Origin of the sequence: Paenibacillus mesotrionivorans (assembly GCF_046098205.1) — a bacterium.
GTDB classification, from domain to species: Bacteria; Bacillota; Bacilli; order Paenibacillales; family NBRC-103111; genus Paenibacillus_AR; species Paenibacillus_AR mesotrionivorans.
Genome location: NZ_JBJURJ010000030.1, coordinates 25264 through 41385 on the forward strand (window position 1 = coordinate 25264; position 16122 = coordinate 41385).

The 16122-nt window shown below is 55.7% G+C and carries 12 protein-coding genes, 1 riboswitch and 1 other annotated feature; of the genes, 5 read left to right on the forward strand and 7 right to left on the reverse strand.

Translation table 11 applies throughout. From position 1 onward, the window contains the following. Nucleotides 1-35: 35 nt before the first annotated feature. The 6 genes from ACI1P1_RS29360 to ACI1P1_RS29385 all read right to left on the reverse strand — a co-directional run bounded on the left by ACI1P1_RS29360 (nucleotide 36) and on the right by ACI1P1_RS29385 (nucleotide 7086). Entirely contained in the window at nucleotides 36-1262 is a 1227-nt protein-coding gene (locus ACI1P1_RS29360; RefSeq protein ID WP_416220147.1) for an anhydro-N-acetylmuramic acid kinase, read from the reverse strand. A 5-nt stretch (nucleotides 1263-1267) separates the two neighbouring features. Then, the gene (locus ACI1P1_RS29365) at nucleotides 1268-2128 is read right to left on the reverse strand and encodes a carbohydrate ABC transporter permease (protein WP_416220148.1); all 861 of its coding nucleotides are present in this window, start codon (nucleotides 2126-2128) and stop codon (nucleotides 1268-1270) included. 16 nt (nucleotides 2129-2144) lie between these two features. Continuing rightward, entirely contained in the window at nucleotides 2145-3065 is a 921-nt protein-coding gene (locus ACI1P1_RS29370) for a carbohydrate ABC transporter permease (protein ID WP_416220149.1), read from the reverse strand. Between the two features lie 288 nt (nucleotides 3066-3353). Further along, complete coding sequence (locus tag ACI1P1_RS29375; protein ID WP_416220150.1) at nucleotides 3354-4814, reverse strand: ABC transporter substrate-binding protein; 1461 nt, start codon at nucleotides 4812-4814, stop codon at nucleotides 3354-3356. 103 nt (nucleotides 4815-4917) lie between these two features. Then, a complete protein-coding gene (murQ, locus tag ACI1P1_RS29380; protein ID WP_416220151.1) occupies nucleotides 4918-5844 on the reverse strand; it encodes an N-acetylmuramic acid 6-phosphate etherase in 927 nt (308 codons plus the stop codon). Between the two features lie 375 nt (nucleotides 5845-6219). Further along, nucleotides 6220-7086 (reverse strand): MurR/RpiR family transcriptional regulator, encoded by an 867-nt coding sequence (locus ACI1P1_RS29385; protein ID WP_416220152.1) that lies wholly within the window; start codon nucleotides 7084-7086, stop codon nucleotides 6220-6222. Between the two features lie 240 nt (nucleotides 7087-7326). Between ACI1P1_RS29385 and ACI1P1_RS29390 the strand changes: the two genes are divergently transcribed. Next, nucleotides 7327-8952, forward strand: a complete 1626-nt coding sequence (locus ACI1P1_RS29390) for a glycoside hydrolase family 3 protein (protein WP_416220153.1) — start codon at nucleotides 7327-7329, stop codon at nucleotides 8950-8952. A gap of 100 nt (nucleotides 8953-9052) precedes the next feature. Beyond that, entirely contained in the window at nucleotides 9053-9490 is a 438-nt protein-coding gene (locus ACI1P1_RS29395) for a pyridoxamine 5'-phosphate oxidase family protein (protein ID WP_416220154.1), read from the forward strand. A gap of 978 nt (nucleotides 9491-10468) precedes the next feature. Here ACI1P1_RS29395 and ACI1P1_RS29400 read toward each other — a convergent pair. Continuing rightward, entirely contained in the window at nucleotides 10469-12367 is a 1899-nt protein-coding gene (locus tag ACI1P1_RS29400) for a proline--tRNA ligase (protein WP_416220155.1), read from the reverse strand. A gap of 65 nt (nucleotides 12368-12432) precedes the next feature. Next, nucleotides 12433-12685, reverse strand: a binding site (T-box leader). 165 nt (nucleotides 12686-12850) lie between these two features. Here ACI1P1_RS29400 and ACI1P1_RS29405 point away from each other — a divergent pair. The 3 genes from ACI1P1_RS29405 to ACI1P1_RS29415 all read left to right on the forward strand — a co-directional run bounded on the left by ACI1P1_RS29405 (nucleotide 12851) and on the right by ACI1P1_RS29415 (nucleotide 16082). After that, nucleotides 12851-13765, forward strand: a complete 915-nt coding sequence (locus ACI1P1_RS29405) for an AraC family transcriptional regulator (protein ID WP_416220157.1) — start codon at nucleotides 12851-12853, stop codon at nucleotides 13763-13765. Between the two features lie 84 nt (nucleotides 13766-13849). Further along, the gene (locus tag ACI1P1_RS29410; protein WP_416220158.1) at nucleotides 13850-14245 is read left to right on the forward strand and encodes a secondary thiamine-phosphate synthase enzyme YjbQ; all 396 of its coding nucleotides are present in this window, start codon (nucleotides 13850-13852) and stop codon (nucleotides 14243-14245) included. Between the two features lie 186 nt (nucleotides 14246-14431). After that, a riboswitch (purine riboswitch) is annotated at nucleotides 14432-14532 on the forward strand. 149 nt (nucleotides 14533-14681) lie between these two features. Then, nucleotides 14682-16082 carry an NCS2 family permease gene (locus tag ACI1P1_RS29415; RefSeq protein ID WP_416220159.1) on the forward strand — a complete coding sequence of 467 codons (1401 nt, stop codon included), beginning with the start codon at nucleotides 14682-14684 and terminating at the stop codon, nucleotides 16080-16082. Nucleotides 16083-16122: the final 40 nt, after the last annotated feature.

Genomic DNA, 16122 nt, shown 5'->3' on the forward strand with positions numbered 1-16122 from the left:
GGCTGCAGCTAGCGCTTCAGGGTCCATGGCTGCGGTTAGCGCGGCGAGCGCCCATAGGGCAGCGAAAGCTTGCCCAGCACCGCCGGGTGCCGTGCACCTGTAACCGCCGGCAGGCTGCCCGGCAGTCCGGCCAGGGTGCATTCCGCTAGCAGGGCGAAGGCCACCGCTTCCTTAGCGTCGCTGCTGAGGCCGATTTCTTCCTGGGTCACCAGCGGCACAGGGGCCAGCTCCTCCCGCAGGTCCCGCAGCAGTGTCGGGTTGTAGCTGCCTCCGCCGCCGACAATCATCCGGTGGGCCGGATGGCGGTCCCGGACAAACCGCCGGTAGGCGTCGCCGATGGACCAGGCGGTGAGCCGCGTCACCGTGGCCACCAGATCGGCGTCGCTAACGCCGAGCTCCTGTCGCCAGCCCATCAGCTGCTCCACATAGGCGTCGCCGAACAGCTCGCGGCCCGTGGATTTGGGCGGCTGCAGGCGGTAATACGCCTCCGCCTGCAGCCGCTCCAGCAGCTCCGCGCAGCAGCGGCCGGTGGCAGCCAGCCGTCCGCCTTCGTCCATCCCGGTCCGGCCGCCCGTAAGACGGCGCATCACGCCGTCGATGAGCATGTTGCCGGGACCGGTATCGAAGGCGGTGACCTGGCTGCTGTCCGCCCCTGCGGGAATTACGGTGATATTGCCAATGCCTCCGATATTTTGGAGCAGAAGGGTTTCCTCCGGGCTGCGGTACAGCAGGTACTCGGTATAGGGCACCAGGGGTGCGCCTTGGCCGCCTGCCGCCAAATCCGCAGGGCGGAAATCGGAGACGCAGGGGATGCCGGTCAGCTCGGCGATCACGGAGCCTTCGCCGATTTGGACGGTATACCCCTGCTCCGGCGCATGCCAGAGGGTTTGCCCGTGGGAGCCGATGACGCTGACGGCCTCCGGCGCGATTCCCGCCTTTGCCGCCACGGCCAAAGCCGCATCGGCATACAGCTTGCCCAGCCGCACATTCATTTCGCCCACCTTGTCCACGGTGGCGGACGCAGGATCGAAGAGGCGGAAGATCGCCTGCCGGGTATCCTCGGGATAAGGCAGATTCAGGAACGCCAGCAGCTTCACCGACAGCCCCCCGTCAGGCCCATCCCCCGCTGCCTCCCCGGTGGTTCCCCCGGCCCCAATCAGGCCCGAGCTCTCCCCGGGCCGACCCGCAATCTCCACCAACGCGGCGTCAATCCCGTCCACGGAGGTGCCGGACATCAGCCCGATAGCGCAGCGTTTTCCCATCCCGCTCACCCCTTCACAGCGCCGACAGTGACGCCCTCCAGAAAGTAACGCTGCAGGCTGAAGAACAGGATGAACATCGGCAGCGCCGAGATGGTAGCCCCGGCCATCATGGGCGAGAAGTACGTGGTATTGGCGAAGCGGAAATTTTTCAGCCCCACCTGGATGGTTTGCATATCCATGGTCTTCGTCACCAGAAGCGGCCAGAAGAACGTATTCCAACTGTCCATAAAGGTCAGGATGGCGATTACCGCCATGACGGTCTTCGAAAGCGGCGCAATCACCTTGAAGAAAATCATGAACTGGCTCGCCCCCTCCACCTTGGCGGACTCGATGATTTCATTGGGAATGCTGCCCATAAACTGCTTGGCCAGAAAGATGTTGTACACAGTGACCAGGCTGGGCATGATGAGAGCAGTGTAGGTATTTTCCAATTGGAAGGTGTTCACAACCAGAATATACAGAGGCACCTGCGTCACCTGATAAGGAATCATCATTGCGACAAGAAGGATGGTGAACAACACTGCCCGCCCTTTGAACCGCACCTTGGAAAAAGCATAACCCGCCATAGTGGCGAACAGGACGTTGGACACGGTGACACTCCCCGCTACAACTAGCGAGTTGAGAATCCAGCGGTAGGAATATTGGCTGTACTGGAAGAAGAACACGAAGGAATCCAGCGTGATTTTGCCGGGCAGGAGAGAATAATTCACCGCTCCCGCCTCCACCGGATCACCCAGGGAGGAAATCAGCATGAAGTAGATGGGAAACAGCGTCGCCAGAGCAAATACCAGAAGGAAGAAGCTCAGGATTCCATTGCGGGCCACGCGGATTTTCGGATTGCCGATATGGTTGTTGTATAAGGACATGGTGGGCTCCTCCCTTCTAGTATTCGATCTCTTTGCCGAGGAATTTGAACTGGATCAGGGACACAAGTGCGATAACGGCGGCCAACACCAGGGATTGGGCGGCTGCTTTGCCAAACTCGAAATACTTGAACGCATTGTCAAAAATCAGCAGGCCGACCATGGTGGTGGAGTGATTGGGTCCGCCGCCGGTCATCAGGTAAGCATTCTGGAATACCTGGAACGATCCGATGACAGCTGTCACTAGAAGAAACAGAATTGTCGGTTTTACAAAAGGCACCACAATATGCTGCAGCTTTTGCAGGAAGGAAGCTCCGTCCAGATCCGCCGCTTCATAATAGCTGTTGTCGATGCCGATCAGCGCCGCCAGGAAAATAATAATCGCTGCGCCATGGCTGGACAGCCAGCTCATCATCACCAGGGCCAGCATAGCGGTAGCACTGGAGCCCAGCCAATTCTGGTTGGAGATGCCGAAGAAGCTGATCAGCTTGTTGAAAATACCGGCAGGCAGCGGATCATAGATCCACAGCCACACCACGGACAAGGCCACACCCGAGGCAACGGTGGGCAGGTAGTAGATGCCCTTGAACACATTCTGCACCTTCTTGCGCAGGGGCAGGATCATAATGGCGATGACGAAGGAGAGGAACAGGTTAAAGGGAACGGTCAACAGTGTGTACACGAGGGTATTGCGGATGGACTTCCAGAACAGAGAGCTCTCGAAGGTGGCCACATAGTTGTCTAAGCCGATGTAGGTGGACCCGAGAGGTTTGTATTCCTGAAAGCTGATAATGAAGGCCTTGATGACCGGATAGGCGGTAAACAGCGCGTACACCACCAGGGCAACGGCAATGAAGACATAGCCCGGAAAATTGTCCGTATGCTTGCGGCGTCTCCCCGCCGGTTTGGCTGCACGTTCGTTGGATGTGGACACGGCCATGGCGAAGCTCCCTTCTCATTCATGGGACTTTACAAAAAAGCCGGGGAGGGGCCCAGCCGGGAGCCGCCTGCGCCTTATGGGCAAGCGGCTCGGCCGGCCGGGACACTCCTCCGGTGGAGAGGCTAGGGCGTGTCTGAAAACTCCGAGGGGAGCAGATTTTAGCGAATTTTTGTTCATGGCAAGGCACTTTTGCGTTAGTTCACCGGGGGTACGTCAAGCGAAAGTAACGCAGCAAGGGACGAAAAGGCGCTAAAAGATGCCCTCAACGAGTTTTCAGACACGGCCTAGTTAATCCTTGACGATGCCAGTATCTCCGAAGGCTTTGACAGCCGCCTCGGTAATGGCTTTATGCATATCCTCCGGCTTGATTTCGCCGGCTAACAAAGCCTGCATCTTCGGAATGATGACTTCATTCTCCAGCTTGGTGGCCTTGGCGCCCAGCTCAACCGGGATATCCGGACGGGCGGGAGCGGCGTGGGAGAGAAGCACCTTCACAGCGGCTTCGTTCTCAGGGCTGCGGCTGATGGTAATGCTCTTGGCGGCTTCGGCGCCGGTTTTGCTGATGTGGGCCACAAACAGCTCACTGTTGGTTTCGGCGGCTACCTTGCCGCTGGCCAGGAAGTAGGCAGCCTTGACCACGTTGGCTTTATGCTCGGCGGTGGGCTCCTTTTTGCCGCGGAAGGTGACATAGCCGTCTACCACGGTGCTGGACACAGCGGGCTGGCCGAGGAAGCTGGGCACCGGCAGCACGATGTAATCCACCTTGATGCTGTCCTTGACGGCGCTGCCGTCCTTGGCGTCAATCTTCCCGTTGTTGGTTTTGGCGGAGTTCTCGAAGGTAGCCAGGCCCTTGCCGGTAATCATGGTTTGGCCGGTCAGGAACATGTTCCAGCGTTTGCCTGCGTCGATGGAGCCTAATTCCTTCGGCATGGAGCCGTCGTCGATCATTTCACGGACCGCCTTCAGGACACCCAGATAGTTTTTGCTGGTGTAGGCATACTTCAGATCCTTGGTGAAGGGAGAGGGCATACCGGCGTTTTTCACCAAAATGCTCAGATAATCCTTGGACGCCACACCGGAGGTGGCGAAGACGAAGCCGTACCGTTTGGTGGCGTTGCCGTCCTTAACTACGCCCTTCTTGATAGCCTCGCGGAATTCTTCATAGGTCCAGCCGGATTGTTGAACCTTTTTCCAATCGATGCCTGCCGCCTCAAGGAATTCTCTGTTGCCTCCGATAGCATGGGCCTCCATATAAGCGGGGAAGCCGTACAGGCTTTTGCCGTTCTTCATATATTCCAGAGGGCCCGGATCAAAGTCCGAGACCATCTTGGCGTCGGCCAGGCTGGTAATATCCATAAGCATCCCCTGCTGCACGTACTTGGAGATGCCGTCGGAGCCGATAAACGCGATGTCAGGCGGGCTGCCTGCGTTCACCTGGGTGTCCAGCTTCTGGGTCATGTCCTCCCAGCTGGCGGGTTCGATTTTTAGCGTTAAATTGGGATAAAGAGCGTTGAAATCCTTGGCCATCTGCTCGAATTTCTTCTGGAAGTTGGCCGAAACCGGGGGAAGCAGGGCAGTGATGGTGTCCTTCTCGCCGGAAGCGGCGGCGCTTGCAGCAGGTGAGCCTCCCGCAGATGCGGCTGGGACGGGAGAAGAGGCGTTGTCCTTACCGCCGGAGCAGGCGGCCAGGGGCGCTAGGGATAAAACGGCGGCTAACATGAGGGAGATGGACTTTCCTTTTGTAATCATTCCTTGCTTCCTCCTTTTAATGGTCAAAATGTATGGGATGAGTCAGAACTTCCGGTTCGTGTGGTGTACATGGAGCGATCGGCACCCATCTGGCTAACCGCGTTTAGTCTTGCGGGGCGGTGACGCCCTGGTGCTTGCGGATAGCCTGCTTGAGCATTCCCTTGGTTTCGTCCAAGAGCTTCTGGCCGGCGGAGGCATCCAATCCGGTGACCAGCATCAGGATGGCCAGCTTGCAGCTGCCTCCCGCCTCGGCCAGGGCGTGAGCCGCTTCAGTTTCCCCGGCGCCGCATGCGGCTGTAATGATGCGGACCGCCCGATCCCTGAGTTTAGCGTTGGTGGCCTTCAAATCCACCATGAGGTTGTCGTAGGTTTTGCCGAGCTTCACCATCACGCTGGTGGTGAGCATGTTGAGCACCAGCTTCTGGGCCGAGCCGGACTTAAGCCGGGTGGAGCCCATAATCACCTCCGGCCCCACTACCGGAGCGATGGTTACCTGGCATACCTCCGCCAGCCGGGAGTTCCGGTTGTTGACCACGCCGATGGTGGCGGCGCCCAGCTCGCCCGCCTTCCTCAAGGAGGCGATGACGAAGGCGGCGCTGCCGCTGGCGGAGATGCCCACCACCGCATCCCGGGCGGTGATACCGCAGCGCTCTACGAGGGCGATGCCCTCCTCGGCCAGATCCTCGAAGCCCTCCACCGCTGTGCGGAGGGCGACATCGCCTCCGGCGATATGCCCCTGGATCAGCTCCGGCTCTACGCCGAAGGTGGGGGGGCATTCGGAGGCGTCCAGTACACCCAGCCGACCGGAGGTGCCGGCCCCGATGTAAAATAACCTGCCGCCGTCAGCCAGACGGCTGTGGATCATGTCCACTGCCTGTGCAATGCGGGGGATTTCCTCCGACACTGCCGCAGGAACCTTGGCGTCCTCCCGGTTCAGAAGCGCCAGCATCTCTTCGGTTGTGCATTCGTCAATGCTCCGGGTTGCCGGATTGATGGTCTCCGTCGTTAAGCCCGCTAAATATTCATTCATGCGCATTCTCCTACCTGGTTGTGTTAGTTTTCAGCATGATCATGAGGGGAAACAAGGAGTTGTTGTTAGGTAACCTGCCATGCGATTGCTTTAAGCATAGTACCAATGCGCTTTTACTGTCAATCGTTTTTTGGAATAAAATTTCGGATTAAAAAAATAAAATGATTATTATGCTCCAAAATTATATGGGAAATCGTGAAAAATATTCCTCTTACTTTTCATGATAGCGGTTAATGAAAGGGCTTACATAAACACGTATATTGTTCGGACTTCCGGATTATGTCCGGCTCTGTCCGGTAGAGTGGTAAAAAACGGCGCTTTGTTAGACCAAGCGCCGCGTGGCAGATGAGCGGATTAGGAAAACTTGAGGCGACCCTAACCCCTTCTGTGTTTGGCGGAAAGAATATTGTGGGTTTTCAAGAGGTATTTTTTGATGGAGGTGTACTCTGCGCTGGCTACACCGGCAAACAGAATGTCAATTACGGTCAACATGGCAATCCGGGAGCCCATAGCTCCGCTGCGCATGGTGATCTCCTGGGAGGAGAAGGTCAGCACAATATCCGATCGCTGAGCCAGCTCGCTTTTGCCGAAGCGGGTCAAGGCTATAGTGGTGGCGCCGTTTTTGAGAGAGATGTCCAGAGCGTCCAGAATCTCCTCGGTATCACCCGAATTGGAAACAAAAACAGCCACGTCGCCGCGCTCCAAAAGGGTTGCTGCAGTAAGCTGGCTGTGCCCGTCCGTATAGGCATGGCACATCTTGTTAATCCGCGAGAATTTCTGCTCTCCGTCCCGGCATACCAGGCCGGATGCACCAATGCCGAAGAAGACGATGCGGTGGGTTTCCCGCAGTGCCTTAACAGCTTTGGCCACCTCTGTGTGGTCGATAATGGACAGGGTATCGTCAATGGATTTGGCGTTGTTGCGGGCCACATTGGAGATGATGACATCAAGCTCATCTCCCGGCTGGATATCGGAATAATGGGCGGGCTGCTCCTCATCATGGGAGCCCAAGGCGGCGGACAAGCTGACAATAAAGCTGCGGTATCCGTTATAACCCATGGTTTTGCAGAAGCGGAGCACGGATGCGTCGCTGGTACGGCTGAACAAGGCTAGACTTTTGATGGAAAGATGGGGGATCTCGCCCGGATTGGCAAGGATATACTCGGCGATGAGCTTTTCGACGGGGGTGAGGCTTTCCTTCACATCCCGGATTTTGAGCAAAAGATTGTTCTGAATGGCCATAGAAGGTACCTGCGCATTCTTATAGATTTACCTTCATAGTAAAGGGAGAGGGGGTTGTTGGCAAGCAATGGTACATGATGTAATGACTGAAATTTAATTTCGTTGTTATTGTATCATAGTGGAATAAAATTTTAAAGTCCAACTTGTTGTTTTAAAAGGTGGATGCTATAATGGCGGCAAATAAGAAAAGAAAATTTTGATTTTGTGTCATATAAACTAACATGAAAGCAGGATGGACACATGGATCAGCTCCAGCATACCGCTCTTCGCGAGCAAATCGGTCAAATGGTCATGTGCGGGTTTTCCGGAAAAAAGCCCACAGAGGATATTTTGCGGCTTATCCGGGAGTACAGATTGGGCAATGTGATCTATTTCAGGGATAATATCGGCACGCCGGAGGAGGTGCGGCAGCTTTCCGTTACTCTTCAGGAGGCGTCTAGGCTGGCAGGAAACGGCCCTTTATGGATAGCCGTTGATCAGGAAGGCGGAATGGTGGCGAGAATAGACCGGCAGGTGGCGCTTATGGCGGGAAATATGGCCTTAGGCGCAGCAGGATCGCCGGAGCTCGTATATGAAACGGCGCGGATTTCAGGAATGGAGCTGCGGAGCTTGGGCATTAACCTGAACTTTGCACCGTGTGTGGATGTGAATAACAACAAAGCAAACCCGGTTATTGGCGTTCGTTCCTATGGGGAGGATGCGGGAGTGGTGGGTCTTATGGGCGCCCGGGCCGTGCAGGGTTATCAGGATGCGGGCATCAGTGCTTGTCCCAAGCATTTTCCGGGGCATGGGGATACAACGGCGGATTCCCACTTGGAGCTGCCGACCGTGCCCCATGATTTGGAGCGGCTACGCCAGGTTGAATTGCCTCCATTCGTGAGTGCTATTGCAGCCGGAGCGGATGTGGTGATGACCGCCCATGTGCAATTCCCTGCTTACGATGCCAGCGGGCTTCCGGCTACATTGTCTGCCGCCGTACTTGAGGGGCTTCTGCGCGCAGAGCTGGGCTTCGGTGGAGTTATTGCCACGGATTGCCTGGAAATGAAGGCTATTTCCGGAACGGTGGGGGTTGGCCGGGGTGCTGTTATGGCGGTGAAGGCGGGAGCAGATCTGGTTCTGGTTAGCCACACACCGGAGCTGCAGCTTGAAGCGCTGGAGGCGATTTATCAGGCTGTTTTATCGGGAGAGCTGCCGCAGGAGAGGATTACCGCGTCCGCCCGCCGCATCCGGGAGGCCAAGGCCCGCCGGGAGGAAGCGTGGCAGCAGTTGGTTCGGGAGCAGGGTATACCCGAAGTCGGTGCTCCGGAGCATATGAAGGCTGCCGGGGAAGCGGCGGAACGGGCGGTGACGCTGGTCAAAGCGGCGGGGGAGGGCGGTTTCCCTCTGGATGACGCCGCACCGACGCTGGTGATTTGGCCCCGTGTGGAGGCCCGGACGGATGTGGACGAAGCCATCCGCCAGGAGATAACCCTGGGCAAGGCGTTGGCGCCTTATATCGCAGATCTGCAGGAGCTTGCCGTAAGTCTTGCACCGGATGATGCGGAGATAGAAGCTGTGCTGGCTGCCGTTCGGGCAGGTCGGCTGCAGATTGTGGCAGGCACCTACAACGCGGCCTTTAATCCGGGCCAGGCCCTGCTGGTGCAGACACTGATGGAGCTCCCCGGAGCCAAGGTAACGGTGGCGGCGCTGCGCAGCCCTTATGACTTGCTTTCTTTTACCGGCGTGCAAACGTATGTGGCCTGCTACGAAAACCGGCCCCTTATGCTGCAGGCTGCTGCTAAGGTGCTTACGGGCCGCTTGCCCGCTTCGGGTAAACTGCCGGTAACCCTCTCGGCGGATTATCCTGCCGGTTGGGGAATATCCTGATCTTGACATTGGGCGGCGAACGGATGCTATGATGAGGATGAACTGATAACGGCAAGCGGCGCAGATTTTGTGTGCTGCTTCATTAATGGAGGTTAACTCATTGAGCCAGGAAATTTTGTCCGTGATCCAGCATTATACTCCTGCCTATCTCGCCACAGTCGAGGACGGCAAGCCGAGAGTCCGTCCTTGGGGCCTGCCCCATCTGGATACCGAAACCGGCAGACTCTACTTCAGCACCGCCAGCACCAAAGCGGTGTATGAGCAGCTGCTGGCGGTGCCTTATGTGGAATATTCCCAGACCTCTCCTGCGAATGTGTGGGTCAGAATCAGCGGCGCAGTCCAATTCGACGAAACGCCCGAGGCGAAGGAAGCGCTCTTCAAGCATGAGCCGCAATTGGCCAACATCTATAAAACCCCCGATAATCCCGTGTTCAAAATTTTCTACCTGGAGGAAGCCCGGGTAACCGTAGATGATTACACCCCCAACCCGCAGCGGGTGTACGAGTTCAAAAACGGCAGCTTCACCCTTCAGGCGTAAGCCTGTCCCGAGGGGGAATCCTTGCGGTAAAGCCGAACAGGGTAACCAGTTGTAAGCTGCCCTGAGCAGAGTGTGTACATAGAAGCATTGCAGCAGCAAATGGGGACGGAACCGTTAATCGCGGTGGAAACTTAGGGATCGGAATTGATTCATCCGGATCACGTTTCTTTAGGCGGTTAAGCGGGGATCCGCCCTTTTTGCGCTGTAAAACATATATTAAATACCATATATTTACATACTCCCAAGGTGATAAAGTGGCATTTCCCCCCCCCTTGTCGTCCATTATCCCCTACACTCAGGAAGCCTGCCCAAAGCCTAAACTACCCATAAAGGAAGCAAACACCAATCAAAAGCAGGTTCACTACCAATAAAGGAAGCAACCACCAATCAATAGCAGGTTCCCTTTCTATAAACGAAGCAGCCTACCAATTAATTGCTGGTCCATCTGTGCTAAAAATGACGTTCGACTCAACTCAACCCCATCTAGCGGATATCCCCTCAAATCAAATCGATCGGTTTGGTTACATTCTCGACTCCCCACTAACCACACGCCCGAACCACACGCCCGAACCACACGCCCGAACCGCAACCACTTCGGCCAAGACGAAATGACTGTGGGCGGACTCCGGAACAGGGTCAGGTCAGTTCTCCTTGCTGTACTGTACCTGTGCTTCCTGACTATAGGGGATAATGGACGACAAGGAGGTTAAGGGGGATATTATAGTCATGAAATTACATGTTATGGTAAAATTATAAATCCGTCTGCTCTACAAACCTATGTCTTATGAGATAAGGGAAGGTAACATTCCACTATTTGCCCCACACAGCTGTTTTAAGTGTGATAGCGGAACCTTTCTTTCCGCTATCCAGCCATAGGGGGGGCGTTTATGTGGTGAAACGAAGCAATAACGGAAGTTTGGCTTCCGCTATTGCCCTTTTCACGGATCGGTCTGGCCATTAGCGGACGAATGCCTTCCGCTATTGCCTCGTTCTCGCAATGTTCCAGCCCTTAACGGAACTTTCTCCTCCGCTAACCGGAATACATGCTCCTCCTGTAGTCCGGATGGTGTTATTGGAGGGAATCCGCATCAGCTCATCCAATAGCCTCTTCACCAAATCGGCCGCGGCCTGGGCGGTGTCTGCTATGGATACCTTTTTGCTAATGCGTTTGTCCCGGGTGACCAGCTCGCAGCAGCCCGATTGCAGATTTCGGGGGCTGGCGATCATCCGGACGGGTATGCCCAAAAGGTCAGCGTCGGAAAATATTACGCCTGCGCTCACGGACCGGTCATCATAAAGCACCTCGATGCCCAGCCGCTGCAGCTCCTGGTATAGCCCATCGGCGCATGCCCGTACATCCTCATCATCCGCCCGCACGCAGCACAGATGCACCTGCCACGGTGCGATGGACATGGGCCAGATGGGCCCGTGCTCATCTCGGTAAATTTCGCAAACGGAGGCGGCCAGCCGCCCGATGCCGATGCCGTAGCAGCCCATCACAGGTGGCTCCAGCCCGCCTGACTGATTCGCTGCCAGCATGCCCATGGCCCGGGTATATTTGTCCCCCAGCTGAAAGATATTGCCCACCTCGATTCCCCTTGAAAGGGTAAGCGCAGGTTGATGGCAAGACGGGCAAATGCCACCCTCCCGAGCCTTCGCCAGGTCATGAAATTCCGCCCCGGCACAATCCCGTTCCATATCCAGACCGGTGTAGTGGTGGTCGGGCAGATTTCCGCCGCAGCATAAGCCGGAAGCTCCTTGCAACGAACGGTCGAAAATAATGGTGTTTCCCTGCCCCAGCTCAAGTCCCACAGGACCGATAAAGCCTACTTGCAGCCCGCAGCCCTCCTCCAATACAGCCGGCTTCACATCGCAGCCCAACAGGTTGGTCAGCTTGGTTTCATTCACCTCCAGGTCGCCCCGGATAAAAAGAACCACCAGCCGCCCGTCCGTCTCCGTCTGGTATACTACCGCCTTGCAGGATTGCGCCTCCTGCAGACCAAGAAACGCGCATACCTCTTCGATGCTACGCATTCCCGGGGTATGGACCAGAGCCAGCTCCGGGCTGCCAGTTTGTATAAGCGGATGAGAGGCGGCGCAGGCTGGAGCGGCAGTATCCACAACAGACACTACAGCAGACTCCACAGCAGGCTCCGCAACATGCTCCGCCGCCTCCATATTGGCCTTGTAGCCGCATTCCGGGCAAAGCACCAGGGTGTCCTCGCCTACAGGGGTTGGCAGCATGAATTCATGGGATAAGCTTCCGCCCATCATCCCCGTATCCGCCGCTATGGCGATCACCTGGGGGAGCCCCACCCTGGCGAAGATCCGCTCATATGCCCGGTAGCATTGTTGGTAATACTCCTGCAAGTCCTCCAAAGAGGTGTGGAAGGAATACGCATCCTTCATGGTGAATTCCCGTACACGGATCAATCCGCCGCGGGGGCGGGCCTCATCCCGGAACTTGGTCTGGATCTGGTAAATCATGAAGGGATAACGCAGATAGCTGCTGCCGTATTCCCGTACCAGTTGGACCGCCGCTTCCTCATGGGTCATGCCCAGCAGATGGGGACTGCCGTGCCGGTCCCGGAAACGGAGCAGCTCACTGCCGACGCTGGCCGCCCGGCCCGATTCCTCCCAGAGACTCTCCGGCAGCACAACCGGCAGCAGCACCTCCTGGCCGCCAATGGTGTCCATCTCCTGCCGGATAATCTCCTCGATCTTGCGTGTGATCCGGCGCAAGGGGGTGGCCTGGGCATAAATCCCGTTGCCCACAGCCTTTATATATCCTCCGCGCACCATCAGCGCATGGCTGTCGATTACACAGTCGGAGGGTTTTTCCCGGAACCTTTCGCCTACAAGCCTTGTCATCTTCATACCTGCTGCCTCCTTTAGGGAATAGAAAATAAGGAACACAAAAAAAGCCCCAAGCCGAAAAAACGGCTTAGGGCGAACAGACAGTCCGCGTACCACCTAAATTCCACAGAGCATCGCTGCGCTGTGCTTTCCAAGTACGGGGCCAACTACAGCCCGATACCTTTCCCTTATGACGGAGGAAATCCGATAAGCCCTACTACATACGATTCAGGCCACAGCTCCAAGAGGGGTTTCCGCATCCTGTCCGTGAAGATTCGCACCAACCATCTTCTCTCTGGGACATCCAGCATACGTACTGGTTCTTTTCATCGCTTTTGATATTCGATTACGTGGAAGTGTAGCAAATTTCGAATTGTCTGTCAATTGGCAAATACCCGTTGGCAATATCCGGCGTCAGGCACCGCAGGGCAGCAAGCCAGGATAAGCCGCCGGCTCCAGGCCTCGTTATAATAAAGTTACCGTACGGGAGAAAGGGGAATACAAATGGGAGTTGAGGACTCCGTCCAACTGGCGCTTGAAGCCATCGATGACCGGATCAAGGAAGAAATTAGACCGTCCGAGCTGGCCGCTCTCGCCAACTATTCCACCTATCATTTTTGCCGGGTATTCGGCTCATTGGTCGGGACGCCGATCATGGCTTATGTAACCCGGCGAAAGCTGGATTTTGCACTGTATGACCTGTCCTTGGGCAGGAAAGTCATTGATGTGGCTATGGATTACGGGTTTGGCACCCATGCGGGTTTTACCAAGGCCTTCAAAAAATGCTTTGGTTATCCGCCATCCCTGTACCACCTGCATGTCAATGCGCAGCCGCCGGGCAAACCGGCGTTAGGAAGCATCCAATCAAGAACCGGAGGAATAAAGCATATGCATGTTGCGATTATGGAAAAAGAACCTATATTGGTGGTGGGCTTCGAATCCCGCCACACCATGCCGCAGGTGAAGCGGGTCAGCGATATCCCCGCCTTCTGGGACACCATGTCCATGGAATACGGCCCGATGCTGTCCCGGCTGCACCATACCTTTACCCAGTCGGAGCACTGTGAATACAGCGTTTGTTACAATGTGGACGAACACACAGGGGAGTTCTCCTGGGTGTTGGGGGTAGGGGTGGACAATCAGGAGGACAAGGGCAAGATTGAGGCGGATATGTGCCAAAAGGTCATACCGGGCGGGCTGTACGCCATATTTACTACGCCGCGGGTTCCCGAAAAGGAGTATCCTCAATCTATTCCTGCCGCCTGGAAGGAGATTCTGACCAACTGGCTGCCAAATTCGGATTATGAATATGATGAATCCAGGCTGGATTTCGAAAGGTATGACGAGCGGGACCACGCCTGGCTGCATGAAGGTACCTGCCAAATGGAGATTGCCATCCCGATCCGCTTGCGGCAGTAATTGCGGCAGTAATAGGCTAAGGTGTGTGAAGGATCGGCCTAAGCCGGGTATAATGAAGTATTATACCGGCAAAGGATGATCGCCATGCTCTATGAATACAAGCTGAATACGGATGCGGAGAATTTCATTGAGGTTACGGCAATGGTGCGTGAGGCTGTGGCCAAAAGCGGGGTCCGGGAGGGAACCTGCCTGGTGTATTGCCCTCACACAACCGCGGGGATTACCATCAATGAGAATGCCGACCCGGATGTGGTCACGGATATGCTGCTGGGATTGGCCAAGGCTTTCCCGGACCGTCCGGAATTCCGCCATGCCGAGGGCAATTCCTCCGCCCACTTGAAGGCGAGCTGCGTTGGCTCCAGCGCAACCGTCATCATCGATGGTGGGCGGCTTCTGCTGGGGACCTGGCAGGGGATTTACTTCTGCGAATTCGACGGTCCGCGGAGCCGGAGATTCTATGTGCAGATTAACGGGCAGTAAAACTAAAAATTAAATCCGGAAAAACAGGGGAAGAATAGACATAAAATGTCTTTCTTCCTCTGTTTATGTTCTGTGAAACGATGATTTGTGGCAAATTACGAACAAGATAAAAAATTAACCCCTGAAATATTCGGATATTTGTTGACACTGTTCGACCCACGTTTTAAAATAATCTAGGTCAAGGCACACTAACAACAAATGTTACTTCGTATAAATCCGGGGATTGGCCCGGAAGTCTCTACGAGATCACCGTAAATGATCTGGCTACGAATGGAAACATCACTGCGGCAGCGTATGTTTACCCGCCAGGGGACCACTCTGGGGCGGAAGGCACACGTATGCCCGGCGTTGCTTTTCCTGAAGAGCCGGAGTCAAGGACTCCAGGCTTTTTTTGTTGTTGCAGCCGTGTATGAGAACAAAGGAGGAAGCAAGCAGTATGGATCGTTTTTTCAAGCTGAAGCAAAGCGGCACCACGGTTAGAACGGAAATTATGGCCGGTCTGACCACGTTTATGACCATGGCCTATATTCTGGCGGTCAATCCGGATACCCTGTATGCCTTCGGACGGACCGGCATGGATTGGTACGCTGTGTTCCTGGCTACTGCCATCGCCGCAGGTATCTTTACCATCGCTATGGGCGTTTTCGTTAATTTTCCGGTGGCGCTGGCTCCGGGCATGGGGCTGAACGCCTATTTTGCCTCGGTTGTACTGTCCTCCGCCGCAACGGACAAGCCGTTTACCTGGCAGATGGGTCTGACAGCGGTATTTATCTCCGGTATTATCTTTATTATCCTGACCGTGACCAAGGTCCGGCAGATGCTGCTCGTTGCAATTCCCGACAGCCTCAAGCATGCCATTACCGTCGGTATCGGCTTGTTCATCACCATTATCGGTTTGAAGAACAGCGGCCTGCTGACAGTTGGCGTAGAAACCCTCAACAATGTGGAAAAAGGCAAATATACAGAGCTTCTTTCATTTGAAACCATCTTCCATCTGGGCAGCCTGGAAAACCCGACTGTTCAGCTGACCATCATCGGTCTGGTGATCATCGCCATCCTGATGGTGCTGGATGTGCCGGGCGCCATTCTGTTCGGTATCCTGGGCACCACTGTCATCGCCATGCTGATGGGCGAAGTGAACTTCGACGTGCTGACCGGGGACAAAACCCCTTGGGTTCCGGATCTGGGCCAGCTGCAGTTTATGGCTTTTGACTGGGATGGCATTATCCATACCGGGATTATCTCGGTAGTCGTTACCTTTACCTTCGTTGAATTGTTCGATACCTTCGGAACCTTGGTGGGCACCGCCAACCGCGCCGGCTTCATGAAGAATGCGGAAGAAGGCAGAAAGCGTGTGGGCAAGGCTATGTTCGTTGACGCTGTTGGCGTTGGCGGCGGCGCTATGCTGGGAACCTCCACCATTACCGCTTATGTGGAAAGCGCCGCGGGTGTTGCCCAGGGCGGACGCACCGGTCTTACCTCGGTGACCACCGGCGTGTGCTTCCTGTTGTCCCTGTTCCTGGCTCCTGTAGTGGCTCTGATTCCGGGCTCCGCTACAGCGGCGGCTCTGATCGTAGTGGGTGTTCTGATGATGCAGTCCGTCAAGGAAATTGACTTCCAAGACATGGTGCTGGCGATTCCGTCCTTCCTGACCATTACCTTCATGCCGTTTACCTACAACATTGCCAACGGTATTTCCTTCGGTATCTTCTCTTACGTGGTACTGGCCTGCGTGTCCAACGTGGCCGGCAAGAAAAAATACAGCATCCACTGGCTGATGTGGATTCTGGCCGTTCTCATCGTGCTCCGTTACGTATTCGTCGGCAGCCAGGGCTAAGTCCATTTCTGCCGTATGAGACGCCTTCCCTTCGGGGGAG